The sequence below is a fragment of the Rhodococcus sp. IEGM 1366 genome, assembly GCF_033142425.1.
GTDB lineage: Bacteria > Actinomycetota > Actinomycetes > Mycobacteriales > Mycobacteriaceae > Rhodococcus_F > Rhodococcus_F globerula.
The window spans coordinates 33,931-59,111 of the sequence record NZ_JAWLRZ010000005.1 but is presented as its reverse complement, the minus strand read 5'-3'; the positions used below and the strand labels follow the sequence as shown (position 1 = coordinate 59,111).

General features: G+C 62.5%; 21 protein-coding genes, 1 tRNA gene and 1 riboswitch. Of the genes, 9 read left to right on the top strand and 13 right to left on the bottom strand.

Going from position 1 to position 25,181, the window contains the following annotated elements:
- The first annotated feature begins 4 nt into the window (after window positions 1–4).
- From R4P64_RS15980 to R4P64_RS15945, 8 genes are all read left to right on the top strand, one after another.
- A complete protein-coding gene (locus R4P64_RS15980; protein WP_072782541.1) occupies window positions 5–526 on the top strand; it encodes a hypothetical protein in 522 nt (173 codons plus the stop codon).
- 97 nt (window positions 527–623) lie between these two features.
- Window positions 624–709: transfer RNA gene (locus R4P64_RS15975), tRNA-Leu, on the top strand.
- 181 nt (window positions 710–890) lie between these two features.
- Window positions 891–2,333, top strand: coding sequence for an SDR family oxidoreductase (locus tag R4P64_RS15970; RefSeq protein ID WP_084702887.1), 1,443 nt, complete (start codon window positions 891–893; stop codon window positions 2,331–2,333).
- A 144-nt stretch (window positions 2,334–2,477) separates the two neighbouring features.
- Entirely contained in the window at window positions 2,478–2,891 is a 414-nt protein-coding gene (locus tag R4P64_RS15965) for a universal stress protein (protein ID WP_033232182.1), read from the top strand.
- A 44-nt stretch (window positions 2,892–2,935) separates the two neighbouring features.
- Window positions 2,936–4,228, top strand: a complete 1,293-nt coding sequence (locus tag R4P64_RS15960) for a saccharopine dehydrogenase family protein (RefSeq protein ID WP_045067851.1) — start codon at window positions 2,936–2,938, stop codon at window positions 4,226–4,228.
- A 106-nt stretch (window positions 4,229–4,334) separates the two neighbouring features.
- A complete protein-coding gene (locus R4P64_RS15955; RefSeq protein WP_045067852.1) occupies window positions 4,335–6,518 on the top strand; it encodes a malate synthase G in 2,184 nt (727 codons plus the stop codon).
- 131 nt (window positions 6,519–6,649) lie between these two features.
- Window positions 6,650–8,311, top strand: coding sequence for a hypothetical protein (locus R4P64_RS15950; protein ID WP_317821684.1), 1,662 nt, complete (start codon window positions 6,650–6,652; stop codon window positions 8,309–8,311).
- The gene (locus R4P64_RS15945) at window positions 8,311–9,456 is read left to right on the top strand and encodes a metallophosphoesterase (RefSeq protein ID WP_317821682.1); all 1,146 of its coding nucleotides are present in this window, start codon (window positions 8,311–8,313) and stop codon (window positions 9,454–9,456) included. Before R4P64_RS15950 ends, R4P64_RS15945 begins: the two co-directional genes overlap by 1 nt.
- A gap of 22 nt (window positions 9,457–9,478) precedes the next feature.
- On the opposite strand, the gene gcvP is transcribed toward R4P64_RS15945, so the two are convergent.
- From gcvP to R4P64_RS15890, 11 genes are all read right to left on the bottom strand, one after another.
- Window positions 9,479–12,337, bottom strand: a complete 2,859-nt coding sequence (gene gcvP / locus R4P64_RS15940; RefSeq protein WP_317544155.1) for an aminomethyl-transferring glycine dehydrogenase — start codon at window positions 12,335–12,337, stop codon at window positions 9,479–9,481.
- Between the two features lie 52 nt (window positions 12,338–12,389).
- Window positions 12,390–12,518, bottom strand: a riboswitch (glycine riboswitch).
- A gap of 213 nt (window positions 12,519–12,731) precedes the next feature.
- The gene (locus tag R4P64_RS15935) at window positions 12,732–13,283 is read right to left on the bottom strand and encodes a MerR family transcriptional regulator (protein ID WP_230590041.1); all 552 of its coding nucleotides are present in this window, start codon (window positions 13,281–13,283) and stop codon (window positions 12,732–12,734) included.
- 407 nt (window positions 13,284–13,690) lie between these two features.
- Window positions 13,691–14,164, bottom strand: coding sequence for a bifunctional nuclease family protein (locus R4P64_RS15930; RefSeq protein WP_033231914.1), 474 nt, complete (start codon window positions 14,162–14,164; stop codon window positions 13,691–13,693).
- Window positions 14,165–14,253: 89 nt separating this feature from the next.
- Complete coding sequence (locus R4P64_RS15925; RefSeq protein WP_033231913.1) at window positions 14,254–14,991, bottom strand: MerR family transcriptional regulator; 738 nt, start codon at window positions 14,989–14,991, stop codon at window positions 14,254–14,256.
- Entirely contained in the window at window positions 14,991–15,482 is a 492-nt protein-coding gene (garA, locus tag R4P64_RS15920) for a glycogen accumulation regulator GarA (protein ID WP_033231912.1), read from the bottom strand. The genes R4P64_RS15925 and garA overlap by 1 nt, the downstream gene beginning before the upstream one ends.
- A gap of 199 nt (window positions 15,483–15,681) precedes the next feature.
- Entirely contained in the window at window positions 15,682–16,086 is a 405-nt protein-coding gene (gcvH, locus tag R4P64_RS15915) for a glycine cleavage system protein GcvH (protein ID WP_033231911.1), read from the bottom strand.
- Window positions 16,087–16,132: 46 nt separating this feature from the next.
- Window positions 16,133–16,885, bottom strand: a complete 753-nt coding sequence (locus R4P64_RS15910) for a DUF881 domain-containing protein (RefSeq protein ID WP_317821678.1) — start codon at window positions 16,883–16,885, stop codon at window positions 16,133–16,135.
- Window positions 16,886–16,888: 3 nt separating this feature from the next.
- Window positions 16,889–17,239: a small basic family protein gene (locus tag R4P64_RS15905; protein ID WP_033231909.1), complete on the bottom strand. Its 351-nt coding sequence runs from the start codon at window positions 17,237–17,239 to the stop codon at window positions 16,889–16,891.
- Between the two features lie 14 nt (window positions 17,240–17,253).
- Window positions 17,254–18,120, bottom strand: a complete 867-nt coding sequence (locus R4P64_RS15900) for a DUF881 domain-containing protein (protein WP_092807691.1) — start codon at window positions 18,118–18,120, stop codon at window positions 17,254–17,256.
- Window positions 18,117–18,650, bottom strand: a complete 534-nt coding sequence (locus R4P64_RS15895; protein ID WP_371851319.1) for a CDP-alcohol phosphatidyltransferase family protein — start codon at window positions 18,648–18,650, stop codon at window positions 18,117–18,119. Before R4P64_RS15895 ends, R4P64_RS15900 begins: the two co-directional genes overlap by 4 nt.
- 212 nt (window positions 18,651–18,862) lie before the next feature.
- Window positions 18,863–19,477 (bottom strand): NUDIX hydrolase, encoded by a 615-nt coding sequence (locus R4P64_RS15890; protein ID WP_033231907.1) that lies wholly within the window; start codon window positions 19,475–19,477, stop codon window positions 18,863–18,865.
- A gap of 101 nt (window positions 19,478–19,578) precedes the next feature.
- Here R4P64_RS15890 and R4P64_RS15885 point away from each other — a divergent pair, with 101 nt between their 5' ends.
- Window positions 19,579–21,795, top strand: a complete 2,217-nt coding sequence (locus tag R4P64_RS15885; protein ID WP_317821675.1) for a DUF2254 domain-containing protein — start codon at window positions 19,579–19,581, stop codon at window positions 21,793–21,795.
- 1 nt (window position 21,796) lies between these two features.
- Here R4P64_RS15885 and pepN read toward each other — a convergent pair whose 3' ends face one another.
- Complete coding sequence (pepN, locus tag R4P64_RS15880; protein ID WP_317821673.1) at window positions 21,797–24,283, bottom strand: aminopeptidase N; 2,487 nt, start codon at window positions 24,281–24,283, stop codon at window positions 21,797–21,799.
- Between the two features lie 38 nt (window positions 24,284–24,321).
- Window positions 24,322–25,122 (bottom strand): bifunctional hydroxymethylpyrimidine kinase/phosphomethylpyrimidine kinase, encoded by an 801-nt coding sequence (gene thiD, locus R4P64_RS15875; protein WP_317821671.1) that lies wholly within the window; start codon window positions 25,120–25,122, stop codon window positions 24,322–24,324.
- Between the last annotated feature and the right edge of the window lie 59 nt (window positions 25,123–25,181).

Sequence of the window (25,181 nt, the reverse complement as noted above, 5' to 3'; positions counted from 1 at the left end):
GTTTATGCGCAAATCACTGCTGGTCGCAGCGTTGCTCGGTACGTCCGTGATTGTCACGGCAATGCCGGCGGGAGCCGCTACGCAGACCTGGGACGGTGACTACTCGGTCAAGCGGTTCGCAGCCTCGAAAACGGGCACCAGTCTCGCGGCGAGTCAGTGGGAACCGGACTTCTCCGATATCTACACTTTCGAAACCGATTGCTCCGCCGAACCCTGTGTCGCCACCGTGATCGCCGGGCCGGCGCCGGCTAATCCGACTTTGCCTCAGCCTGCGCAATACACGTGGGACGGCACCAGTTGGGTTCATCCGTACGACTGGGAATGGGACTGCTATCAGGGTGAGGGTGTACCCAAAGTGATGGCGCCGGCTCATTCCTTGGCCTATTACACGCCGCAGCCAGACGGCACCCTGGTCGGTTCGTGGCGCACCGACATCTACGGCGGGCCCTGCGACGGTTCGGTGATCATGGACGTCGCGGCCTACCCCGTCGCTCCGAATCCGGGACCATTCGGCAGCGGCAGCTGACACGCCTGAACAGGACAAACGTCCACACCGCCGACGCGATTTGGGAGAGCGGGACAGCATCGGATACTCTTTCCCAGCACCGAGAAATCGGGGCCGAGTCCGAGTGGCGGAATGGCAGACGCGCTAGCTTGAGGTGCTAGTGTCCTATTAACGGACGTGGGGGTTCAAGTCCCCCCTCGGACACTCTGTGTTGAGACAGACAGGAAAAGCTCCGGTTCATTGAACCGGAGCTTTTCTCGTAAAAGGCCAAGTTCCCACACCGGGAACAGACCGCGCGAGCGGCGATCGAGATGGAACAGAAGTTCACGTGGATACAGACACACGGCAGTTCGACGTAACGGATACAGAATCTGCGGGAGCAGAACTGGCCGGACTCGACCCCGCAGAACTCGAAATCTGCTTGAAGGTTCTGCGCGAAGCAGCCGAACTCGACGACGAGCATCCCGACTCGATCATCATGCAGCGTGCCGTCGGCCATCTGTTCAAACGACTCAAGAAGAAGCGTCGCCTCGCCTCGCGTGCGGCGGTCAACGAAGCCGACCGCAGTGTCGTCGCCGCAACAGCGACGGGATCACCGGATCGAATCGACGACGAAACCGCCGGCATCCCCATCACGTCCAACACTGCCGGGGCAATCGCGGGCACCCTTATCAAGGCGCGTCCCTGCTACATCTGCAAGCAGCGCTACACCCAGGTCGACGCGTTCTATCACCAGTTGTGCCCGGACTGCGCCGCAACTTCCCGCGCCAAGCGTGACGCCAGCACAGACCTGACCGGACGCCGCGCACTCCTGACCGGTGGCCGCGCCAAGATCGGCATGTACATCGCGCTTCGCCTCCTGCGCGACGGCGCCCACCTGACGATCACCACGCGATTCCCCAACGACGCGATCCGGCGCTTCAAAGCGATGGAAGACAGCGCCGACTGGATTCATCGCCTTCGCATCGTCGGCATCGATCTCCGCGACCCTGCGCAGGTAGTCGCCCTTGCCGATTCCGTTGCAGCACAAGGCCCTCTCGACATCCTGATCAACAACGCCGCCCAGACCGTGCGCCGCTCCCCCGGCGCGTACGGCGCTCTGGTCGACGCCGAATCCGGCGCACTGCCGGCGGGCGAACTCCCCGATGTCGTGACCTTCGGCAAAACCAGCGACGCGCATCCCGCAGCGCTCGCAGGCTCACTGTCCGACGTCGCAGCCATCACGTCCGGAAATCTCTCCGCTGACGCAGTCAGCTCGCTCGCGCTGGTCGCGAAATCCGCGTCACCCGATCGCATCGAGCAGGGCATCGCCATCGATGCCGGCGGACTCCTCCCCGACCTCGCACACACCAACAGCTGGGTTCAGACCGTCGAGGAAGTTGATCCGATCGAGCTTCTCGAAGTGCAACTCTGCAATTCGGTTGCTCCGTTCATTCTGGTCTCGCGCCTGCGCCCGTCGATGGCGGCAGCAGCAGCGCGTCGTAAGTACGTCGTGAACGTCTCCGCGATGGAAGGCCAGTTCAGCCGCGCGTACAAGGGTCCTGGTCACCCGCACACCAACATGGCGAAAGCAGCACTGAACATGCTCACTCGCACCAGCTCCAAGGAAATGCTCGAGGACGGCATCCTCATGACTGCCGTCGACACCGGGTGGATCACCGACGAGCGCCCCCACTTCACCAAGATGCGCCTCGCCGACGAGGGTTTCCACGCTCCGCTCGACCTTGTCGACGGCGCCGCCCGCGTCTACGACCCCATCGTTCAGGGCGAACTGGGCGTCGACATCCATGGCTGCTTCCTCAAGGACTACAAGCCCTCACCCTGGTGAGAGAGGTGACCGCACACACCTCACCGTCTCGATGTGGCGATCTCGACACCCCGTATACGCCGTGTCGAGTACCGCATTTGAGGTAGTGCCCGGCGATACCGCGCGATAATGGACCCCGACACTGCCCACTGCCTCGGAGGAACCATGACGATTGCCGTCGTACACAAGGACAGCCCGGAGGGCCGCGCGGCAATTGTCCACGGAGCACGAGAATCTGTGAATCGGCGTGAGCAACTTGTCGTGCTGCACGTACTCGACGACGTCAATGTCCCGGACACTGACGAAGACAGCGCGGCTTTGCGCGGCGAGATCCAATCGGCACTGGACGCCGGAGGATTCGCGCAGACTCCGTGGGAGCTCCGCACCACAGAACACGACGGCGATCCGGTGACCGCGCTGGTCGAGTTGGTCGATGCCGTCGAAGCCGATCTGTTGATCGTGGGAACGCGTCGTATGTCCCCGATCGGCAAGTTCCTACTCGAGCGCCCGCTGCAGCGGCTACTGCTCGAAGTCGAGGTTCCGATCCTCGTCGTGAAGGAACCACTACCTGCGGAGTGAGCTCACTCACACGCATTCGGGTCCCGCATTTGTAGGCTGACTACATGACCGGACCCGTGAGTGACCGCAATATCGACAGTCGACCCGAGCGCGAACTCGACATCATCGTCTACGGAGCTACCGGCTTCGTCGGCAAACTCCTTGCCGAATACCTCGTTCAGCATGCACCCGCCGGAACGAAGATCGGCCTCGGCGGGCGTTCCCTCGAGAAGCTGACCGCCGTGCGGGCCGGATTGGGTGCTGCGGCAGCCGAACTCCCCCTCGTTGTCGCCGACGCCGATGATTCGACCGCCTTGAAGGCGCTTGCCGAACGAACGCGCGTCGTAGCTACGACGGTCGGTCCGTATGCCAAGTACGGCCATCAGTTGGTTCACGAATGCGCCGCCGCGGGAACCCATTACGTCGACCTCACCGGTGAGGTTCTCTTCCACCGCGAGAGCATCGACGCCAATCACGAACTTGCCGTGTCGACAGGTGCCCGCATCGTCCATTCGTGCGGCTTCGATTCCGTCCCTTCCGATCTTGGGGTCCATGTTCTTCACAAGCTGATCGAAGCGGACGGCGCCGGGGAGTTGACGGACACCACGCTGGTGGTCACGTCACTGCGCGGCGGCGTCAGCGGCGGGACCATCGATTCACTCCGCACGCAGATCGACGTGTCGAAACACGATGCACGGTTGCGGAAACTCGCGGCCTCGCCGTACTCGCTGAGCCCCGATCGCGCCAGCGAACCCGATCTGGGAAAGCAGAGTGACGCCACGGTGGTCGACGGCCGAAAGATCGATCCGTCGCTGCACGGCTGGAAGGCGCCCTTCTTCATGGCGTCCTACAACACCCGAGTCGTGCGACGCAGCAATGCCCTTCGCGAGTGGGCCTACGGCCGAAAGTTCAAGTACACCGAGGTGATGAACGTCGGTTCGTCGGTGGTCTCACCGGTGATCGCCGGCGGCGTTGCCGTGGGACTTGGCGCCTTGATCGCAGGCCTCGCACTGCCGCCGACGCGTTTCCTCCTCGACAAGGTTCTGCCGTCCCCGGGCGAGGGACCAAGCGAGGAAACTCAGAGCAAAGGCCACTTCACCCTCGACGTATTCACGGTGACCACAACGGGCGCGCGCTACACCTCGCGTGTCCGGGCCAAAGGCGACCCGGGATATAGTGCTACCGCAGTGATGCTCGGCGAATCAGCGCTGAGTCTTGCTGTCAGCAACGCAGAATTGCCCGATAACGCAGCATTACCCAACGCTGCAGGCGTCCTCACCCCGGCCACAGCCTTGGGGGATGTCCTGGTCGAACGTCTGCGTCGTAGCGGTTTCGAGATCTCCGCAGGCCGGTTGTGATGTATCCATCGAGGCTCTGTCCACCTGCGAGATACTCACGAGTAACATTGATTGTGGTTCATGGCACCCGTCGTGGTGCTCCGATTTCGGAAAAGTGAGGCTATTCATGACTGAGCGCGTTCAGGTCGGCAGTCTGCAGGTTGCCAAGGTTCTCTACGACTTCGTGGTCGAGGAGGCTCTGCCAGGCACCGGTGTAGATGCCGAGACCTTCTGGGCCGGCGCTGACAAGGTCATCACCGAGCTCGCGCCGAAGAACCGCGCCCTGCTTGCCAAGCGCGACGATCTGCAGGCGCAGATCGATCAGTGGCATCGCAACCAGGCCGGCGCTCCCATCGACGCCGCCGCATACAAGGCGTTCCTGCAGGAAATCGGATACCTCCTGCCCACCCCCGCCGAGTTCTCCGTGACGACCACCAACGTCGACACCGAGATCACCTCAACCGCGGGCCCGCAGTTGGTCGTCCCGATCCTCAATGCCCGCTTCGCGCTCAACGCCTCCAATGCTCGCTGGGGTTCGTTGTACGACGCGCTCTACGGCACAAACGCCATCTCCGAGGAGAACGGCGCCGAAAAGGGTTCGGGCTACAACAAGGTCCGCGGCGACAAGGTCATCGCCTGGGCTCGTGAGTTCCTCGACGCGGCAGCACCTCTCGCGTCGGGATCGCACGCCGATTCGACCAAGTACTCGATCGAGGGCACTGACGTCAAGGTCACCCTCGCGGACGGCACTGTCACCACGCTCGCCCAGCCGGAAAAGTTTGTCGGCTACCTCGGCGACAAGAACGCACCGACGAGCATCCTGCTGCGCAACAACGGACTGCACGCGGAGATCCAGATCGACGCGTCCTCCCCGATCGGCAGCACCGACGCGGCCGGCGTCAAGGACGTCGTTCTCGAATCCGCGGTCACCACGATCATGGACTTCGAGGATTCGGTCGCCGCTGTCGATGCCGACGACAAGGTCGTCGGTTACCGCAACTGGTTGGGCCTGAACCGCGGCGATCTGTCCGAGGAGATCAAGAAGGGCGCCAAGTCCTTCACCCGCACGCTCAACGGCGACCGTAAGTACACGGCCGTCGACGGCAGCGAACTCAGCCTGCACGGTCGTTCACTCCTGTTCGTCCGCAACGTCGGTCACCTCATGACCAACCCGGCGATCCTCGACGCCGACGGCAACGAGGTTCCCGAGGGCATTCTCGACGCGTTGATCACCAGCGCCTGTGCTGTCCACGGCTTGTCGATCAGCGACGCCAACGGCCCGCTCGACAACAGCCGCACCGGCTCGATCTACATCGTCAAGCCCAAGCAGCACGGTCCCGAGGAAGTTGCCTTCACCACCGAACTGTTCGGCCGTGTCGAGCAGGTCCTCGGTCTTCCGGCGAACACGCTCAAGGTCGGCATCATGGACGAAGAGCGTCGTACGACGGTCAACCTCGCTGCCTGCATCAAGGAAGCCGTCGACCGCGTTGTCTTCATCAACACCGGCTTCCTCGACCGCACCGGCGACGAGATCCACACCTCCATGGAAGCCGGCGCGATGGTGCGCAAGGCCGAGATGAAGAAGCAGAAGTGGATCGGCGCGTACGAGGACTGGAACGTCGACACCGGCCTGGCCTGCGGTCTGCAGGGCAAGGCTCAGATCGGCAAGGGCATGTGGGCCATGACCGAACTGATGGCGGACATGCTCGAGCAGAAGATCGGCCACCCCAAGGCCGGCGCCAACACCGCCTGGGTGCCTTCGCCCACCGGCGCCACCCTGCACGCGACGCACTACCACCGCGTCGACGTGTTCGCGGTTCAGGACGGCCTGAAGGGTAAGCCGCGCGCGAGCGTCGACGACATCCTGACCATTCCGCTCGCCCCCAGCACCGACTGGACGGACGCGGAGAAGAAGGAAGAACTCGACAACAACTGCCAGTCCATCCTCGGCTACGTCGTCCGGTGGATCGACGCGGGCGTCGGCTGCTCCAAGGTTCCCGACATCCACGATGTCGCCCTCATGGAGGACCGCGCAACGCTACGCATCTCGAGCCAGCTGCTCGCCAACTGGCTGCGTCACGGCATCGTCAGCGAGACCGATGTCGTGAGCGCGCTCGAGCGCATGGCACCGGTTGTCGACCGCCAGAACGAGGGCGACGCGGAATACCGGAACATGGCACCTGATTTCGATTCCAACATCGCCTTCCAGGCCGCGAAGGAACTGATCCTCGAAGGCGCGAAGCAGCCCAGCGGATACACGGAGCCGATCCTGCATCGCCGCCGCCGCGAGTACAAGGCCGCCAACGCCTGATTTCACCTCGCTCAACTCGAACAGCCTCGACGCCGCTCCCGGTGTCGAGGCTGTTCGCGTTGGCCCCGAAGATTCGTCACTAGACTGGCTCTCGGCAGAGATCGTCGAGTGAGCAAGGTAGGGCAGCGTACGTGGGCGAACATCGCGGCGGGTCAGGCGCCAGAGGTATCAGTAAGGGGCCGATCCTTGTTGTCGTGGCGGTCGTCCTGATCGTGGCCGGATTCTTCGGGTGGAAGGCCCTCGGTAATCGCATCGACGATCAAGGTCAGCAAGCAGCGGGGACGTGCGTCGAGGGCAACCGGACGCTCGACATCACGGTTGATCCGTCGATTGCCCCGCAGGTCGAGCAGTTGGCCAAGCGATTCACCGACACTTCACCGGTGATCCGAGATCATTGCATCACCACTGCAATCAATGCGGTTCCATCGCCATTAATGGCAAATGCCCTGGCAGCAGGCGCCGAATGGGATTCCGCCGCGCTCGGACCGCGCCCAAATCTGTGGATTCCGACCAGTTCTTTCGAACTCGCCCCACTGTCCGGTAAAGCCGTGATCAACGGAGAGCCACGGTCGATCGCGAACTCGCCGGTTGTGCTGGCGGTTGCGCCGGAGACAGCAACTTCGCTGGAGTCCGCGAACGCGGGATGGCAGTCCCTCAGTGACACAACACTCGCACTTCCGGTTGGCAGCCCGCAGACCGTCATGGCAACGCAGGCAATTGCCGCGGCCGTGGCCGGCGCGGGTTCCGGACCGGTCACCCTCGAACAGGCTCAGTCCAGCCAAGTCACATCGGCATTGAGCCCTCTCGCGTCACAGTTTCAATCCCTCCCGACGCCGCCCGCCACCACCGCCGACGCACTAGCCGCCCTCACCAGCGGCGCCCCTGCCACTGTCACCGCCGTCCCGGCCATCGAACAGTCGATCGCCCAGTCTGCCAACGCTGACATGACGGCATTTTCCCCGAGCGGCGCAACTCCGCTCGCGGACTATCCGGCGGTGATCGTCGCGGGCGGCGGAATCGACGAAACCGCCGCACGCGCCGCCGCACAGTTCTCCGAGTTCATGCGCGACGCGGAGCAGTCCCAGATCTTCGTCGACGCCGGATTCCGCGTCGAGGGTAAGAGTGTCCCAGATCTGGGTGCACTCGAACCTGCGCAGATCACCTCAACCCTGACGCCCGCATCGGCGGAAACTGCCACTGCTCTGAACGCTGTTGTCGCCAACCCTGTTTCCGTTCGCAGCGCAACCATCCTGCTGGATACCTCGACGTCGATGAGCGCCAACTTGTCCGCAGCCGGTGCGGCGATCGAGTCTCAGTTGGTCCGCAGCCCGGACGCCTCCGACGTCGCGGTGCACGCGTTCCCCGGTTCCGACGCCGCGGCAGCGGAGCGTGTAATCGTTCCCGGCGCACCCCTCAATGCTGATCAACGAACCAAACTCACCGCCGCTATGAGCAGTCTCAGCGCTGAAGGAAAATCATCGAAGTACCCCGCGCTGGCCGCAGCGTACAAAGACGCGGCAACCGGATACGACGCCGATCGAACCAACTCCGTTCTGCTGGTCACCTCTGCTGCCACCGACGAGTCGACGATGACACGCGCCGAACTCCTCAGCGCCATCGCTTCGGCAACCGATCCAGCTCGCCCGGTGCGGGTCGACATTCTGGTTATCGGTTCCAGTGGCGATGCCGCCACGCTGCAAGATGTCTCCGACAGAACTGGTGGAACATTGATTCGCGTGAACCCGGATGACTCCGCCGCGATGTCGGCTGCAGTCGCGGAACTGCTGTCCTGATGGCGCGGATCGCAGTATTTGCCGTTGTTCTCGCGCTTCTCACCTGGTTTCTACGCCGCAGGCTGGTCCGGGCAACCGGCATGCCGACGCGGTGGGCCCGCATCACCGACACCGCATTGGTGCTGTTGGCCGTTCTGACGCTCATCGGCATGGGCAGCGGCGAGGTCTTCGCCACGTCGTGGGCCCGCCCGGTCGGGTTTCTCGGGTGGGTCTGGTTGGCTTCGTGGTTGTATCTGATTCCGGGGCTGCTGATCATCGGAGTGTGCGCCGGGGTCAATCGTCTGGCGCGTAGACGCCGTGAGGAACCTGAGGTGGATCCGGCGAAGCGTCGTACTTTGCAGTTGGCAACCGCTGCAGTCACGGTTGCGGCGTTGGGCACTGCCGCATACGGGGTGTACGAGGCGTCGAACCCGAAGGTCTCCCGGATTCGGGTGCCGTTGGCCCGCCTGCCCGAAGGCTTCAACGGCTACCGGATTGCCTTGATCACCGACTTGCATGTTGGCCCGGCCCGCGGAGTCGACTTCACCCGCAAGGTGGTCGAGATCGTGAACTCGCAGAATGTCGATCTGATTGCGATCGGCGGTGACCTCGTGGACGGCACAGTCGCGAAGGTTGCTCCCGATCTTGGGCCGCTCGCCGATCTTCATGCGCCGGACGGGATCTTCGGGGTCAGTGGCAATCACGAGTTCTACGCCGACGACGGCGGCAAGTGGCTCGACGTGTGGGAAACCTTGGGGATCACCACGCTTCGTAACAGCCGAGCGTCGATCGAGCGTGGCGGCGACACCATCGACATCGTGGGTATCCACGACTACACGTCACCGGCCCCGTACGAGCCGGATCTGACAGCAGCACTGAACGGGCACGATCCGAACACGTTTGCGTTGCTGCTCGCCCACGAACCCCGCCAAGCGCTCGAAGCGTCGGAGATGGGCATCGATCTGCAACTGTCCGGGCACACGCACGGCGGACAGATGTGGCCGCTGCGCTATCTCGTCCCGCTGCAACAACCTTCGGTGCAGGGCCTGGACACGATCGGCAATACCGTTCTGTACACAACGCGCGGCGCCGGAGCGTGGGGTCCGCCGGTGCGCGTCGGCGCGCCGCCGGAGATCACCGTCCTCGAACTCGTTCGCGAGAACTGATGGTCTCCGGCGGGCACACGCCTTAGTTGCCTGCGAACGCTTCGATCGGCGGGCACGAGCAGATCAGGTTGCGGTCGCCGTGTGCACCGTCGATACGACGCACGGACGGCCACACCTTGGGACGAGCCTTACCGCGCGGGAACACTGCGATCTCACGCGAGTACGGGTGATCCCACTGCGCCGCGATGCTTCCGGCAGTGTGGGGAGCGCCGCGAAGCGGGTTGTCCTCCACAGTCCACTCACCGGCTCCCACGCGATCGATCTCGCCGCGAATGGCGATCATCGCGTCGCAGAACTCGTCGATTTCCTCGAGGTTTTCACTCTCGGTCGGCTCGACCATCAAGGTGCCGACCACGGGGAAGCTCATGGTCGGAGCGTGGAAACCGTAGTCGGCGAGACGCTTTGCGACGTCGTCGACGGTCACGCCGGTGTCCTTGGTCAGACCGCGCAGGTCGAGGATGCACTCGTGCGCGACCATGCCGTTCTCGCCGGTGTAGAGAACCGGGAAGTACTCGTCGAGTCGACGCGCGATGTAGTTTGCCGACGCGATGGCGGTCAGGCTGGCGCGGCGCAGGCCCTGAGCACCCATCATCCGGATGTAGGTCCAGGTGATGGGCAGGATGGACGCACTGCCGTACGGCGCTGCCGAGATCGTGCCTCTACCACCGAGTTCGGGGGCCATCGGGTGTCCGGGCAAAAATGGCGTCAGGTGCGAGCGAACACCGATCGGGCCGACGCCGGGTCCCCCGCCGCCGTGCGGGATGCAGAAGGTCTTGTGCAGATTCAGGTGGCTGACGTCGCCGCCGAATCGGCCCGGACGAGCAAGGCCGACAAGCGCGTTGAGGTTGGCGCCGTCGACGTACACCTGGCCACCGGCGTCGTGAACTGCTGCGCAGATGTCGGAGATCTCGTGCTCGTAGACACCGTGGGTGGACGGGTAGGTGATCATGATCGCGGCGAGACGCTCGGCATGATCGGCGATCTTCGCGCGCAGATCGTCGACGTCGACGTCACCGTTGGGGCGGCACGCAACAACCTCGACGCGCATCCCGGCCATGACGGCCGAAGCCGCGTTGGTGCCGTGAGCACTCGACGGGATGAGGCAGGTGTCGCGGTGATCGTCGCCGCGGCTGAGGTGGTAGTTACGGATCGCGAGCAGGCCCGCGTACTCCCCCTGACTTCCGGCGTTGGGCTGGAGGCTGACGTTGTCGTAGCCGGTGACCGCGACCAGCCAGTCCTCGAGGTCCTTGATGATCTTGAGCAATCCGGGTGCGTCGGACGTCGGCGCAAACGGGTGGATTGCGTTGAACGCGGGCCACGTGATGGATTCCATCTCGGCGGTCGCGTTGAGCTTCATGGTGCACGAACCCAGCGGGATCATGCTGCGATCGAGCGCAATGTCCTTGTCGGACAGCGCGCGCAGGTAGCGAAGCATCGCTGTTTCCGTACGGTAACGGGTGAAGGCTTCGTGCTGCAGGTAGTCGGACGTACGCTCCTGATCAGCCGGAACCGAGTTGCCCTCTGCTTCGATGGCAACAACAGCGTCGTCGATACCGAAAGCGTCGAGCACCGCGAGAACGTGATCGGCGGTGGTGGCCTCGTCGCAGGAGATGCCGACATGATCGGCGTCGACCAGACGCAGGTTGATTCCGGATTCCTTTGCGGCAGCGACAACGTCGGCCGCCTTGCCCGGAACCTGAGCCAGCACGGTGTCGAAGAACGAATCGTGGACAACGGTCACGCCGCCCTCACGCAAACCGTTTGCCAACGCGTGCGCCCGGGCAGCGACGCGCAAGGCAATCGCCTTGAGTCCCTCGGCGCCGTGGTAGCTCGCATACATCGCGGCCAGGATGGCGAGGAGCACCTGAGCGGTGCAGATGTTGGACGTCGCCTTCTCACGGCGAATGTGCTGCTCACGCGTCTGCAGCGCCAGGCGATACGCCTTGTCTCCGTCCGCGTCGATGGACACGCCGACCAAACGGCCGGGCAGCTGACGCGCGAGCTTGGAGTGCACCGCCAGGTAACCGGCGTGCGGTCCGCCGTAACCCATGGGAACACCGAAGCGCTGGGTGGTGCCGAAGCACGCGTCCGCACCGAGCTCACCGGGCGAGGTGATGAGCGTCATCGCAAGTAGGTCGGCACCGACGGCAACCAGTGCGCCGCGCTCATGAGCTTCCGCAATGATCGAGGTGTAGTCGACAACGCGTCCAGAAGCGCCCGGGATCTGGGCGATGACACCGAAGAAATCGCCCTCGGGCAGTCCGGCAGTGAGGTCAGCGGAGACGATCTCGATGCCGAGCGGCTCGGCGCGCGTCTCGATGACAGCAAGGGTCTGCGGGTACAGGTCCTCGTCGACGACACAGCGTGGGGACTTGCTGCGGTTCGCGCGGCGCAGGAGCGTCATGGCTTCGGCAGCGGCGGTGGCCTCGTCGAGCATGGACGAGTTGGCGAGCTCCATGCCGGAAAGATCGGCGACCATGGTCTGGAAATTGAGGAGGGCTTCGAGGCGGCCCTGGCTGATCTCGGGCTGGTACGGCGTGTACGCGGTGTACCAGGCCGGGTTCTCGATGATGTTGCGCAACAACACCGGCGGTGTCAACGTATCGAAGTAGCCGAGGCCGATCATCGACGTGGCGACAGTGTTCTGGGCAGCGAGGGCGGACAGTTCCGCGAGCGCTTCGTGCTCTCCGACCGGCAACGGCAATGCGTCGAGTCCGGCAGCGATTCCACCGGGTGCGGCGTCGAGAATGACCGACGGGACGGCCTTGGTTGCGAGATCGTCGAGGGAGTCGACCCCGATGAGTTCGAGGATGCGCGCGAGTTCCGCGGCGTTCGGACCGACATGGCGGTCGGCAAAATTACGGCTTGCAGCGTCGATCACGACAACTCCCAGGCAGATCGGAGGATCAGGACACACACCGACTGCGGTGTGTTCCTCCCCCTCTGTCGCCTGCTCGACAACGAGCGCCTGAGAGATTCGGTAGTGATCCACCATGCCGGCGGAACCACAGCCTTTCCCCGTCGGCGGGTGGGTTATCCCACCGCTTTCCAGAGGCGTCGGAGCCCGTACGGTCCTTGGTGCCTGAGAGATTGACGGGGAGGTATTGCTCCTTCGGCGCCCTGATAACGCTCACGACAAGTCCGCAAATCGAAGACTGGTGTGTGAAGCACTACCCGAGGCTCTCCCGTACGCCGGCGACGCGTGGACCAGTCTAGTTGACCGGCCGACCTTCCGTCGCCACCACATCGACCGAGCGGGTGTGACGCCCGGAACACTATCCGGTCTTGCGGCTCACGCGATTCTTGCGGCGCGACGCCAATTCGTCTTCGGGATTCGGATCACTTTCGCCGCCGTCCGCACGCTCGGCCGGGAAGTCGGCGATGGTTCCGGTGAGTTCACGCATCGCGCCGCTGACGGCGATACCGAATACTCCCTGCCCACCTTGGAGCAGGTCTACGACCTCTTCGGGGGACGTGCACTCGTAGACGGTGGTCCCGTCGGAGAACAGAGTGATGTTGGCGAGATCGCGAACGCCGCGGTGACGCAGGTGATCGACGGCCACCCGGATGTTCTGCAAAGAGATTCCGGTGTCGAGCAATCGCTTGACGATCTTGAGAACCAGAATGTCCTTGAACGAGTACAAACGCTGGCTGCCGGAGCCGGCCGCGCCACGGATGGACGGGACGACCAGTGCGGTCCGTGCCCAGTAATCGAGCTGACGGTAGGTGATGCCGGCGATCTGGCATGCGATGGGAACGCGGTAGCCGACAAGATCGTCAGGAATGGAGTCGTCCGGGAACAATCCCGGCTGCAACTCTTCCGACATGGGTTGGGCAGCCGGATCTGCAGTCAGTTCAGCGACGCCGGAATTCTCCGCCTTGCCTACGTTCGACTGTTCTTCCACTGCCGTCTCCTTCTCGATACGCCATCGTGTCATCACGCTGTGCTATGCGGCAGAGTCTGATACCCGAACAGAAACGGATACCCGCGTCAGCCGATCTCGAACCACCGAACATTTCGAAGCAGTGAATCCGAGGCACGTAATTCCACGAGTGGACTTACCTAGAGTACGCCCCGACAGAGCACCAAGACCAGACTCTATTTCAAGGCTCAACGATCTTCACCGCTCGCAACGGTAAGACCCCGGCGCGATTTTGGTCAACGCAACACGCCGAACGAGACTAAACCTCTACTTGAGAGTTGAAGCCTCAAGCCAGTCTCGGAAACGTTCGGCTAACCGTCAGTTGCCTTGAAATCATCCGGCGAGATCGTGTCCAGGAATTCCTTGAATTTCTCCACCTCGTCTTCACGCTCGTCAGGAATGACCAATCCCGCCTCGGCAAGGACTGATTCTGAGGCAAAGATCGGGACCCCGATCCGAAGTGCCAACGCGATGGAATCCGACGGACGAGCGGAGACCGTAGTTTGCTCGTCGAAAACCAGGTCGGCATAGAACGTGCCTTCTTGCAGATCCACGATGCGGACTTCCTGCAGACTGCGGCCGAAGGATTCGATCAGTATTTTGATCAGGTCGTGTGTGAGCGGCCTCGCCGGCTCGACTCCCTGTTGCTCCAGAACGATCGCCGTGGCTTCCGTCTGCCCGATCCAGATCGGAAGGTACCGATCACCATCTGACTCGCGGAGCAATAAAACCGGCTGATTCTGGGGCTGCTCGACACGAACTCCGATCACACGCATTTCGCCCATCGAGCTTGCCTCCAACCTGAAATGACCCTGGTGGCCGAATTCACGACCGTACTGAGATTCTATTCGCGTGGAACGAGATGATCGAGAACTCAGCGATCAAGACTTCCGCGGACTGCTGATTTGACCAGGCATGTATGCAATGTCAACGACAATGCTGCCAGTTCTCGAACCATTTCCTCGGCTCGATCACGGGCACCCGCATCACGTCCCTTGGCTACCGGTCCGGCGATCTGGGTAACCAACCCGGCTTCACGATCCGCAGCCAACTTGAACGCACGTAGATGTCGTACTTCCAAACCGTATTCCGCCATCGCCTTGGCTGTCCGGGCCAACGTCACTGCGTCTTCGTCGAAGAATCCGGCAGCGCCTGGCACGATCAGGCCGGTGCGAATGAGGTCGGTCAGGAATCGATCGTCGATGTCCGCGCGAGCGAGAAGATCCGCCCGACCCACTCGGACTTCTCGATCCACCCGGAAAACCTCGGGCGATACTTCTCCCGGAGCGATCGACAGGACGCGCGGACGTCGCGGCGCAGAGTTGTCTGCGCTGACCGTCGCGGCACCACTGTCGATCGCCTCGAGTTGTTCCTTGATGACTTTCAGCGGCAGGTACTGATCACGTTGAGCGGTCAGTACGTAGCGAAGACGCTCGCAGTCCTCGATGGAGAACCTGCGGTATCCCGACGGCGTCCGTTGTGGGCTGATCAAGCCCTCGGACTCGAGGAAACGAATCTTCGAAATCGTCACGTCGGGAAAATCTGGACGCAACCGATCCAGCACGGAGCCGATAGACATCCCCGGCTGGCTCTGCTGCCGCAATGCCGTCATTAGCTACCAGCACCTGCTGACGCCTCGCCCACCTGCGAACCGCCGGAACGCGGGCCGGTGAGGAAAACCAGACGGAACTTACCGATCTGCACCTCGTCGCCGTTGGCCAGCACTGCCGAATCGACAGGCTCACGGTTGACGTACGTGCCGTTGAGGCTTCCGACGTCGACGACGTGGAATTCGGCTTCTTCCTGCCGGAACTCGGCGTGGCGGCGGCTGACCGTCACATCGTCGAGGAAGATGTCACTGTCCGGGTGGCGACCTGCCGACGTGGTCGGCTGATCCAGCAAGAAACGCGATCCCGCGTTTGGTCCTCGTTTGACGACGAGCAGAGCCGCGCCGGCAGGTAGACCTTCGACACCTGAAACCGGCTGCTCGGCGGCCGGTGCTGCTGAGGAGTTGTCGAGCTCGTTGAGAAAATCTGCACGGAATACCGATGTGGTCTCCGCCGGCGTCTCCCCGTAGCCCGCGTCGTTACCGTTCTCGCTCACTGTTTCTCCTCCTCGATCAATCGTCCAGATCAGAAATCACTGGACTACGCAGTGCACTTTTTTCTCGAGCATCTTTCACAGTCACTTACAGATACGACCTGTACCCCGACTTGGCACATGCGTACCCCACGACCGTACCCTGCGCGCACCCTTGTGTGCAGCGAGACTGGCCGCGACACAACGGGTCGGCAGTCAAGCCCTAGCTGGACGTCAGTGCGGTGTATCCCGCAGCATCCAAGGTCTCCGAAATCGCACTGTCCAAAGTGGCTTCGTCGGCAACCTCGAGATCGACGAGCCAACCGTTGTTGTACGGATCGGTGTTCACGAGTTCGGGAGCACCGTCCAATTCGCTGTTAGCCGCAATAACTTTCGCGGTGAACGGCGCAAAGATGTCGGATACGCTCTTGGTCGATTCGACCTCACCGAGCGATTCGCCAGCGGTGACGTCTTCTCCCGCGGCGGGGAGCTGAACGAACACCACATCTCCGAGCTGTGACTGAGCGAAGTCGGTAATACCCACTCGAACAGATGTCGGGCCGGTTCGCTTCACCCACTCGTGCTCCGCGGTGTAACGCAGATCGGTAGGTGTATCGAGCTCACTCACAGTGGCTTCCTTTCACATGCCGCCCGAAAGTTCCGGACGCAAAAATTCAATTTCCGGGTTGAGCGTATTGGCGCGGATTCAATTGTCGCAAGGCGGAGATCGTGACCTGCTGTGATTGCTCGACGGTGGAACTTCCGCCGCCCCGTGACACGTTGTCGAACACTCCGCCCGGAATGTTCAATGCCGCTGCCAAAGTCGGCGGATCGCCGATCGCGCTCACAGTGTACGGCGCTGCGATCTTGGTTCCGTCCACTTCGATGTCACCGCCGCGGCCACCGACCCACGAGTTCACGCCGATCCGGATCGGTTCGCCTGTGGCTCCGGCAATCTGAATAGCCTCGGCTCCGGCGGCACGTAGTTCCTGGATCAGATCGAGAATCACCTCCGGCCCGACACCACCCGTCGGATCGGTCAACGTCATGGTGACGCCAGGACCGCTCGCCGGCGCTGTCCCCACCTGGACGGAGAGGGCATTCAATCGGGCCTGCGCTTCACCGAGAGCCGCGTCGGTGCTTCCGCTGCGCCGCAATGTCGCCAGAGAATCCTCGAGCTCCGAGACTTCCTGTCGCAGCGCGGCTTCGCGCCGATTCAGGTTGTCGAGAACCACAAGGAGATCGGCGGGGCGCGCAGAATCGAGCGAGTCCCCCGCAACGGTGCTGCGCACCTGAGTTGCGATTGCCACTCCCAGAACACCGAGCAGAACTGTCGCAAGAATTGCGAACACCACGTTGCTTCGGTGCTTGTTCACCGGTCGCAACTCGTGTCGTCCCTCGTCGTGCTTCCTGACCGCGTCAGCCATGTCTCACGCTCCGAACAGCCGGCGACGCAGTGCCGCTGCATTGCCGAAGATTCGAATCCCCAGGACCACTACGATGGCCGTCGAGAGTTGCGTGCCGACTCCGAGCTGATCACCCAGCCAGACGATCAGCGAGGCGACAAGAACGTTGAAGACAAACGAGACGACAAATACCTTGGCGTCGAAGATCTCGTCCAAGTACGCCCGCAAGCCACCGAATACCGCATCGAGTGCGGCTACAACGGCAATCGGAAGATACGGCGCGAATGCGTCGGGCACCTGTGGGCTGAAGACAACACCCAGGACGATGCCGATCACCAACGCGGCGAGTCCGTACAGGGCGGAACCGGCCTTCATCGAACTCGCTCCATCTATCTAGGTCCTATCGGTTCAGTCGCAACGCGCACCGGGCGCGTTGCGGCGGGCGGAAGGCTCATCGAATTATCCTCGGCCACAGCAAAACCGACGCCGTACAGCTGCGCGATGCTGGACATCCGCAGGTAGGCATCGCTCACGACAAATTCTCGCTGCAACGCACGAGAGTCACCGATCGCCTCGACGACGTACGGCGAGAAGACGGGCTGATTGTCGACCAGCATCGCGCCGCCGGCCTGACGGATCGTCACCGTCGGGCCGATGCGCACGCCGCCCACGGCAACGGCCTCGGCGCCGCCGGCCCACAGTGCGTTGACCACACTCTGTATATCTCGATCGAGTACGACGCTCTTTCCCCCGACGCTGCGTTGCGATGCGTCGGAAAGATTGGGGCGCCCAGCCGGGTCGGTGAGGGTGACGGTGATGCCTTCGCCGTGTACGGCTTCGGCGCCCGCTTCGGATTCGACGCCGCGCAGTTCCCCGAGAATTTGGTTGCCTTCGGTGTCTCCGGCCAATGCGGTGGCTCGGGCGGCGTCGACCTGCTCGGTGAGGGAGTCCCGAGTCGCGTCCAGATCGTCGATCTGATCTTCGGTCGCACGTACCTTCGCAACGAGATCGGAACGGAGATCTTCGGTGCCGGACACCTGCCCAGCTGCCGAGACCGCTGAGACTGTCAGGACAAAACCGAGCAGGAGTCCGCCCAGAGCCAGCCACGGCCCGGTTCGGGGCATGGAGTTCTTGCTGTGTTCATGTTCTCGTTCGAGTGCTGCAGCCTCGTATCCGGGATCGAGGTGTTCGGTCATCAGCGACCGGAGCAGTGACGGCACCGGGTTGCGGCGCACGTCCTCCCCCGTTCTTTTCATCGGGGTACAACCTCGTAGGTCCGCGCAATCCGGGCAGCTTTGAGCACGTAGATCACGGCGGTCCACACGTACAGGACTGTTCCCCAGATCAGGAAGGCAAAACCGAAAGCGTGAGTGAATCCGGCGATCGGCCAATCTCCGTGGCCGGCCAGTATCAGCGGCAACGCAAACATCAGCAGGAATGTCGCGGCTTTGCCGAGATAGATGACCTCGGGCGGCGGGAGGCCGCGTCTGCGGTAGATCGGAAGAGTGAGAGCAAGGATCAAGTCCCGGCCGATCAGGATCGCTGCGACCCACCAGGGGATGAAGTCGCGGGCCACAAACGTCACGAGCGTCGTCACGACGTACAAGCGGTCGACCAATGGATCGAGAACAGCGCCCAATTTCGAGCTCTGATCGAGAATCCGCGCCAGTTTGCCGTCGAGCCAGTCCGTGAATCCGGTGAGCATCAGCAGCGCCAGCGCCCACCCGTCAGAATGTGTCACCAAGAGCAGGTAAGCGAACACCGGGAGCAGCAGCAGGCGAGCCATGCTGAGAATGTTGGGAACCGTCAGAACTCGATCTGTCACGACAAGTTCCTGTTCACCTGATGTCACTGCACACACCTCGTATTGTTCCGCACTCCGCATCGAACTGCCCGCCGTTGCGGCGCCGTGGTGCCAGCTTTCCACAGCACTTGCGACATTTTGCTCATGGCCGCCCCTCGTGCGTGCCCAGGGTCGCTCGCGCCGTGCGGGTGTTGTTACCGCCAGGCGAAGACGGGTTGTTCGAGGTTGTCGATCCGGGTGTGCCGCCCACTGAGAACTTCCCGGAGTTGGTAGACGACGGCACCGGTCGGAGCATGCACGAGGCTGGTTCGAAACGGCCACTGCACCACAGGATTCGGAGACTCCTCGATCGACACGAAACGCGGGTCCACATCGAGTTCGGCTGATGTGACCGCGTACAACGACGCAACCTCGTCCGGGTTGGGTACCAATTTTTCGATCTCGGCGCCCGACCACACGACAAACGGGCGGATCACGAAGCCTGAGCGTGTGACGTAATCGTCGAGGCGGCCGATGATGTCGGACGTCGCGGCGGTCAGCCCCAGTTCTTCGGAGAGTTCGCGCAGGGCGCCTTCTTCGGGTGTTTCACCGGCGTCGACGCTCCCGCCTGGCAGGGCGAATTGACCGGGGTGCGCGCGCATTTTGCTCGGCCGCTTGGTCAGCGGGAACACCGATGTGCCGTCGGCATCTCGCATCAGGGCAAAGACCACAGATGCCAACCTGCGCCCGTCGAGGTCGACAGACCGCGGTTCGAAGGTCGAAAAGGCTGATTCGACATGGGCCCGATCCAGTAAATCCGCGTTCACCATTTCTCGACAGTAGCGCGGCCCCGGCAAGATTCAGACACAGGCCAGTTTCCAATTGAGCGTTTTGCGAGAATACCTGCGGAAAACCCTGTCATGCTGACGTAGTGAAGGCATGGTTCGAGCACACGGTCGTCGATACCGGACGACTACCGTTGTTCTTCCTGCTGGTCGCGTTCCTGCTTACCTTTCTGTTCATCAGATTCAGTGTGCGCATGATCCGCGCCGAGGTGTCGTGGTGGCCGGGCAATGTCACGCCGGGCGGCATGCATATCCATCACATGGTGTTCGGGCTGATGATGATGCTCGTCTCCGGGTTTGCCTTTATCGCATTGGCGGATTTCCACACCCCGGTCGCCAATTGTGTGCTCGCGTCGGTGTTCGGAATCGGTAGCGCCTTGGTTCTCGACGAATATGCGCTGGTTCTGCATTTGCGTGATGTCTATTGGGCCGAAGAAGGTCGGTCGTCGATAGATGCGGTCTTCGTGGCGATCGCCATTTCCTTTCTTTTCTTGTTCGGCGTCCATCCGATCGGGTTTGCCGGCGAGTTCGACCCGTACGAGGAAGATCGCAGTATCGCAACCCTCATTGCAATTGTTGTCGCGCTGATACTCCAATTGGCACTCGCGATGATCACACTTCTCAAAGGCAAGTTGTGGACCGGTTTGATCGGATTGTTTTTCCCGCCGCTCCTCATCGTCGGCGCAATCCGGCTGAGCCGACCGGGTGCGCCGTGGGCCAGATCCCGGTATCGCGACAAGCCGGCGAAGATGTCTCGCGCGGTCGCTCGCGAGCAACGCGTCAGGGAACCACTGATCAAAGCCAAAATTCGATTCCAGGAAAGCGTCTCGGGGAGTTTCGGGGTACCGGAACCAATCCCTTCAGCAGCAGCTGAACCGACCACGGTGTCGACACCCGAGCCCCCGGCTACGACTCCGAAGTGGCGGCTATCCGACGCACTGCGGTGGCGTCGTACCCGCAGACGGCTTCGCACCGTCCCCGTGTGGCGGTTACCCGTTCTGCTTGTCGTCGCGGCATTCTTCTTGGCCGACACGCTTATCGATCTCGACAGTTCGGTATTCGACGGCTTCGGTTCTGATTCGCTCGAATATGCCGTGGATCCGGGAGCTACAGCAACTCTGCTGAGCGTGATTGCCGGTGGAATGATCACCCTCACCGGTCTGGTGTTCACTGCGATCACACTGGCCATGCAATTCGGCGCTTCGCAGATATCGGTGCGAGTGGTGCCGATGCTGGCTCAGCAGCGAGTCATGCGATGGTCCATCGGGATGTTTCTCGCGACATTTGTCTACTCGATCATCGTTGCCCTCGATCTTGCTCTCAACACCCAACATTCAGCTCCCCAGATATCCACGTACACGGCGCTGTTTCTTGCGATCATCAGCGCCATTCTGTTTATTGCACTGGTGTCCCGAGTTGGCTCGATTCTCAATTCCAGTCGCCTTCTGCGGTGGATCGCAGCCGAAGGACGAAGCGCAATCGTTCGCTCGTACCCGCATTACGACGAGTCGACGCAGGACGCAACTGCTGCACCCGTAGTCGCCAATCCCGCACTGGCCGACGACGACTCCGCAGACCTCTTGATCGTCCGACTGCGACACCTCTCCCCCAACGGGCGCATACTGCTGGCGATCAACCTGCCGCGACTGGAGCGGTTGGCATCGAAGTGGGGGGTCAGCATCGCAGTCGTGCCCGGCATCGGAGAATTTGTCGCCCAGAACGCGCCGCTGTTCGAAGTCCGTGGCACCTCGATGGCGATCCGTCCGGATTCTCTGATGTCGTGCCTGGTTTTCGGTGACACTCACGGTCCCGTAGTCGGTCCGGCCGCGGCAATCCAATCCATTGTCGATATTGCGCTCAAGGCACTGTCGCCGGCTATCAACGATCCTGGCCGCGCGGTCCAAGCTCTCGACCACATCGAGGATCTGCTCGTTCTGCTGGCACCGCGGGTGCATGCCGACTCCGCGACGTCCACGTTGACCCGAATCCGCGGGCAGCAGAGAACCTGGACGGACTACGTGTCCATCGCGACCGACGAAATTCGGCACTTCAGTACCAATTCCGCTCAGGTGCAGCGCCGCTTGCGCGCCGTGTTCACTACCTTGCTGGCAGCGTGCCCGGTGGATCAGCACGCTCCGCTCCTCGAACGCCTCGACGCCATGGACGCCGAACTGACCCGCGAGTGGACCGGCGAACTGGACATACGCCTGGCCGGTGTCGCCGATCCTCAGGGTCTCGGATCCGAGGCAGGTGCAAGCGGCCGTGTCCATCCCCTGATCGTCGGACGACCAGGAGCGAAGTAATTCAGAGCGCCGAGTTGAACGCCTGAACCTTCAGATCCCGAGCCAGGTTGTCGCGCTTCTCGAGCACCAACCGCCGCAACGACGCCGGCGCATCGGCATTGGCGTCGAGCCACCGATCGACCGCAATCAGATCCCCGGACGCCGGGAACAAGCCATTCACCAGGCGCCGCGCAATCTCGATGCTGCGCCCTGACCACCACGTGCGCAACGAGGCAAAATAGTCCGCCGCGTAGCCCTCGATCAGGGACGCGTCGACGCCGGCTTTGAAGCCGCCGATCATGGCATCGAGATGATCGTTCGACAGTGTGAAGTCTGTGGTTGCGGCCTGCCAGACGCGTTGCTTGGTCGCTGCGGTGGGCAACGACGCGAGTGCGCGAGCGTGGGCGATCCGGCCGGCCGATGTCCCGTCGCTGCGCAACTCGTGGTCGAGGTCACTCGGTTCGGCAAAGCCTGTGGCAGCCAGGGCAATCCACATCGACCACCGAAGATCGGGGTCGAGAGCGAGCCCGATCGGGCCGGGGCTCTCGCCGAGCAGGATGGCACGCAACGCGTCAGCCCGCGAATCGTCGAGCGCCGCCGCGGCGGCACAGGCTCGGGCCCACGCCAACTGACGGCCCGATTCCGGTTCGCTCTCGAACATCGCCTTCCATGCCGTCGCCAACCACCCAGCCGCCGCGCTGGAGCGCAGCTCGCGCGGAACATAGTGCGCGATTGCGAACTGCGCGTCAGCAGTGATCGAACTGAGAATCGCCAGGTCCGGTTCTGAAGGGCCACTTTGTTCGGCCACCGCGAGGTACCGGAATACCGGCAGCTCACCGTCACGTACGGAGTTCCACAGCGAGGACAGAATCAATCCACGCGCGAGTGGATCGACAACACGCGCGAGCGACGATTCGACGGTGGCGAGCGACGCGGCGTCGAGCCGAATCTTTGCGTATGTCAGGTCGTCGTCGTTGAGCAGAATCAGTGGTCCCGCGGGAACGTCGATCGGTGTGCGCTCCGCCGAAATGTCGACCTCGACGCGTGCCGTGCGAACCAGGTCGCCGGTATCGCCGTAGTTGTAGACCCCGACTGCCAGACGATGCGGACGTGGATCGGTTTGCACCAATTCCCCGCCCTCGAACGTCAACGTCGACACTCCCGTTGTCTCGAGCCAGGCACGTGACCAATCGCGCATGTCTCGCCCGGACGTCGCGCTCAGCGCGTCGAGGAAATCGACTAACCGAGTGTTACCGAAAGCGTTCGCCCGGAAGTACTTCCGTGACGCCTCGAAAAACGCGTCACGCCCGACAAAGGCCACCAGTTGTTTGAGGACACTCGCACCTTTGGCGTAGGTAATGCCGTCGAAGTTCAGCTTCGCAGCTTCCAGATCGACGATGTCGGCGACGATCGGATGCGTGGTCGGCAACTGATCCTGCACGTACGCCCAGGCTTTTCGCTTGATCGCAAACGCCACCCAGGCGTCGGTGAACCGCGTTGCCTCGACGCTGACAAGCGATCCCATGAAATCGGCGAACGATTCCTTGAGCCACAGATCGTCCCACCACACCATGGTCACGAGGTCGCCGAACCACATGTGTGCCATCTCGTGCAGGATCGTGTTCGCGCGGCGTTGGTACTGCTCGGCAGTGGCTTTGCCGCGAAACACGTAGGACTCGGTGAAGGTGACGAGGCCCGGATTCTCCATTGCGCCGAGGTTGTATTCGGGAACGAAGATCTGGTCGTACTTGCCGAACGGATACGGGTAGTCGAAGGCATCGGCATAAAAGTCGAGACCTTGCCGAGTCACCTCGAACACGTCGTCGGCATCGAGGTACTGGGCCAGCGACGCTCGGCACAGAACACCCAGTTCGACGGTGAGGTCGCCGCGACTCCACCCCGAGCTCACTCGATGGTACGGACCGGCCGCCACTGCCGTGATGTACGTCGAAATAGGCAGTGTCGGAGCAAAAGTGACGGTCTTGCTGCCGGTGGAATTCGAATCTGTCTGCACGGGAACCTGATTCGACAGCACTTCCCAGGACTGCGGTGCCGTGACCACAAAAGTGAATGGCGCCTTCATGTCCGGCTGCTCGAAGCACGCAAACACCCGACGCGCATCCGCTGGTTCGTATTGTGTGTAGAGGTACGCCTGCCCGTCGGCGTCGTCGACAAATCTGTGCAGACCCTCTCCGGAGCGGCTGTACTCCGCGAGCGCAACAACCTGCACGACGTTCACATCCGAGAGCCCGTTCAGCGCGATCCGCGCACCGTCGTACTCGACAGCGACACGACGGCCGTTCACCTCCACCGATTCGACCGCCCTACCGATGAAATCGAGCCACGTCGAATCCACGGTCGATGTCATCTCGATCGTGGTGACGGTCTTGAACGTCGCCACAGCAGGGTCGACCGCCGAGCGGAGGTCCAACTCCACTCGATAACCGGTGACCGATACCGCGGACGATCGGAGAGTGACTTCAGTTCGGTTCAGGTTTGCTGTGCTCACCCGTCTGATCCTGCCAGGCCGGGCGAACATCAGGTCCCCTATCCGGTGAAAGCTCCCTGCCACACGGTGTCGAACGGCGTGTGCGCCGAGACCCGGGCCTCGATACCCGCGGTGACAAACTTCTTTGCCAGTGCCACAGCTTCTCCCACGTCAGCACCCTTTGCGAGTTCTGCGGTCACCGCAGCGGCAAGGGTGCAACCGGCACCGGAGACGCGCTCCTGGCCAACCTTGGGAGCAGAAAGTACCGTCACGTCGGTTCCGTCGAACAGCACGTCGACGGCGTCGTCGCCGGCCAGTTCCACGCCACCCTTGGCCAGAACGTACTTCGGTCCGAGATCGTGGATACGACGCGCTGCTTCGATCAGTTCGTCGACGCTCGAGATCGCGTCCATTCCGGCCAAGGTGCGCGCCTCGAAGAGATTCGGGGTGATAACCGTTGCGAGGGGCAGGATCGAATCACGAAGTGCCGTATCCGTATCGAGTGCCGCTCCGGGCTCCTGACCCTTGCAGATCAAAACCGGATCGAGAACCACGTGCCGCCACGACTGACGACGCAGCCCCTCCGCAACAACCTCGATCGTCGCGGGAGTTCCCAGCATGCCGATCTTCACGACGTCGAGATCGTGCGCCGACGTTGCTGCCTCGATCTGGTCTGCGATCACCTCGGGCGCGATGGGGACAAAGCGGTGGCCCCAGTTGTTCTTCGGGTCGAAGGACACGATGCACGTCGTGGTCGCGATGCCGTAGACGCCGCGGGCCTGGAAGGTCTTGAGGTCGACCTGTAAGCCGGCACCACCGGTGGATTCGGATCCAGCGATGACATAGGCGAGGTCAACCACGGTACAAACTCCTTTTGAGGCTTCGACACCATCCACGGATACCCGCGAACGCCGGAGGT

Bases quoted from the DNA above. Each gene is read 5' to 3' on its own strand.
- R4P64_RS15980 (WP_072782541.1), top strand. From the start codon at position 5: ATGCGCAAATCACTGCTGGTCGCAGCGTTGCTCGGTACGTCCGTGATT.
- R4P64_RS15900 (WP_092807691.1), bottom strand. From the start codon at position 18,120: ATGAAAAGAACGGGGGAGGACGTGCGCCGCAACCCGGTGCCGTCACTG.
- R4P64_RS15945 (WP_317821682.1), top strand. From the start codon at position 8,311: ATGGCGCGGATCGCAGTATTTGCCGTTGTTCTCGCGCTTCTCACCTGG.
- R4P64_RS15910 (WP_317821678.1), bottom strand. From the start codon at position 16,885: ATGGCTGACGCGGTCAGGAAGCACGACGAGGGACGACACGAGTTGCGA.
- R4P64_RS15935 (WP_230590041.1), bottom strand. From the start codon at position 13,283: ATGTCGGAAGAGTTGCAGCCGGGATTGTTCCCGGACGACTCCATTCCT.
- R4P64_RS15930 (WP_033231914.1), bottom strand. From the start codon at position 14,164: ATGGGCGAAATGCGTGTGATCGGAGTTCGTGTCGAGCAGCCCCAGAAT.
- R4P64_RS15905 (WP_033231909.1), bottom strand. From the start codon at position 17,239: ATGAAGGCCGGTTCCGCCCTGTACGGACTCGCCGCGTTGGTGATCGGC.
- R4P64_RS15925 (WP_033231913.1), bottom strand. From the start codon at position 14,991: ATGACGGCATTGCGGCAGCAGAGCCAGCCGGGGATGTCTATCGGCTCC.
- R4P64_RS15965 (WP_033232182.1), top strand. From the start codon at position 2,478: ATGACGATTGCCGTCGTACACAAGGACAGCCCGGAGGGCCGCGCGGCA.
- R4P64_RS15960 (WP_045067851.1), top strand. From the start codon at position 2,936: ATGACCGGACCCGTGAGTGACCGCAATATCGACAGTCGACCCGAGCGC.
- R4P64_RS15895 (WP_371851319.1), bottom strand. From the start codon at position 18,650: ATGGCTCGCCTGCTGCTGCTCCCGGTGTTCGCTTACCTGCTCTTGGTG.
- R4P64_RS15890 (WP_033231907.1), bottom strand. From the start codon at position 19,477: ATGGTGAACGCGGATTTACTGGATCGGGCCCATGTCGAATCAGCCTTT.
- R4P64_RS15955 (WP_045067852.1), top strand. From the start codon at position 4,335: ATGACTGAGCGCGTTCAGGTCGGCAGTCTGCAGGTTGCCAAGGTTCTC.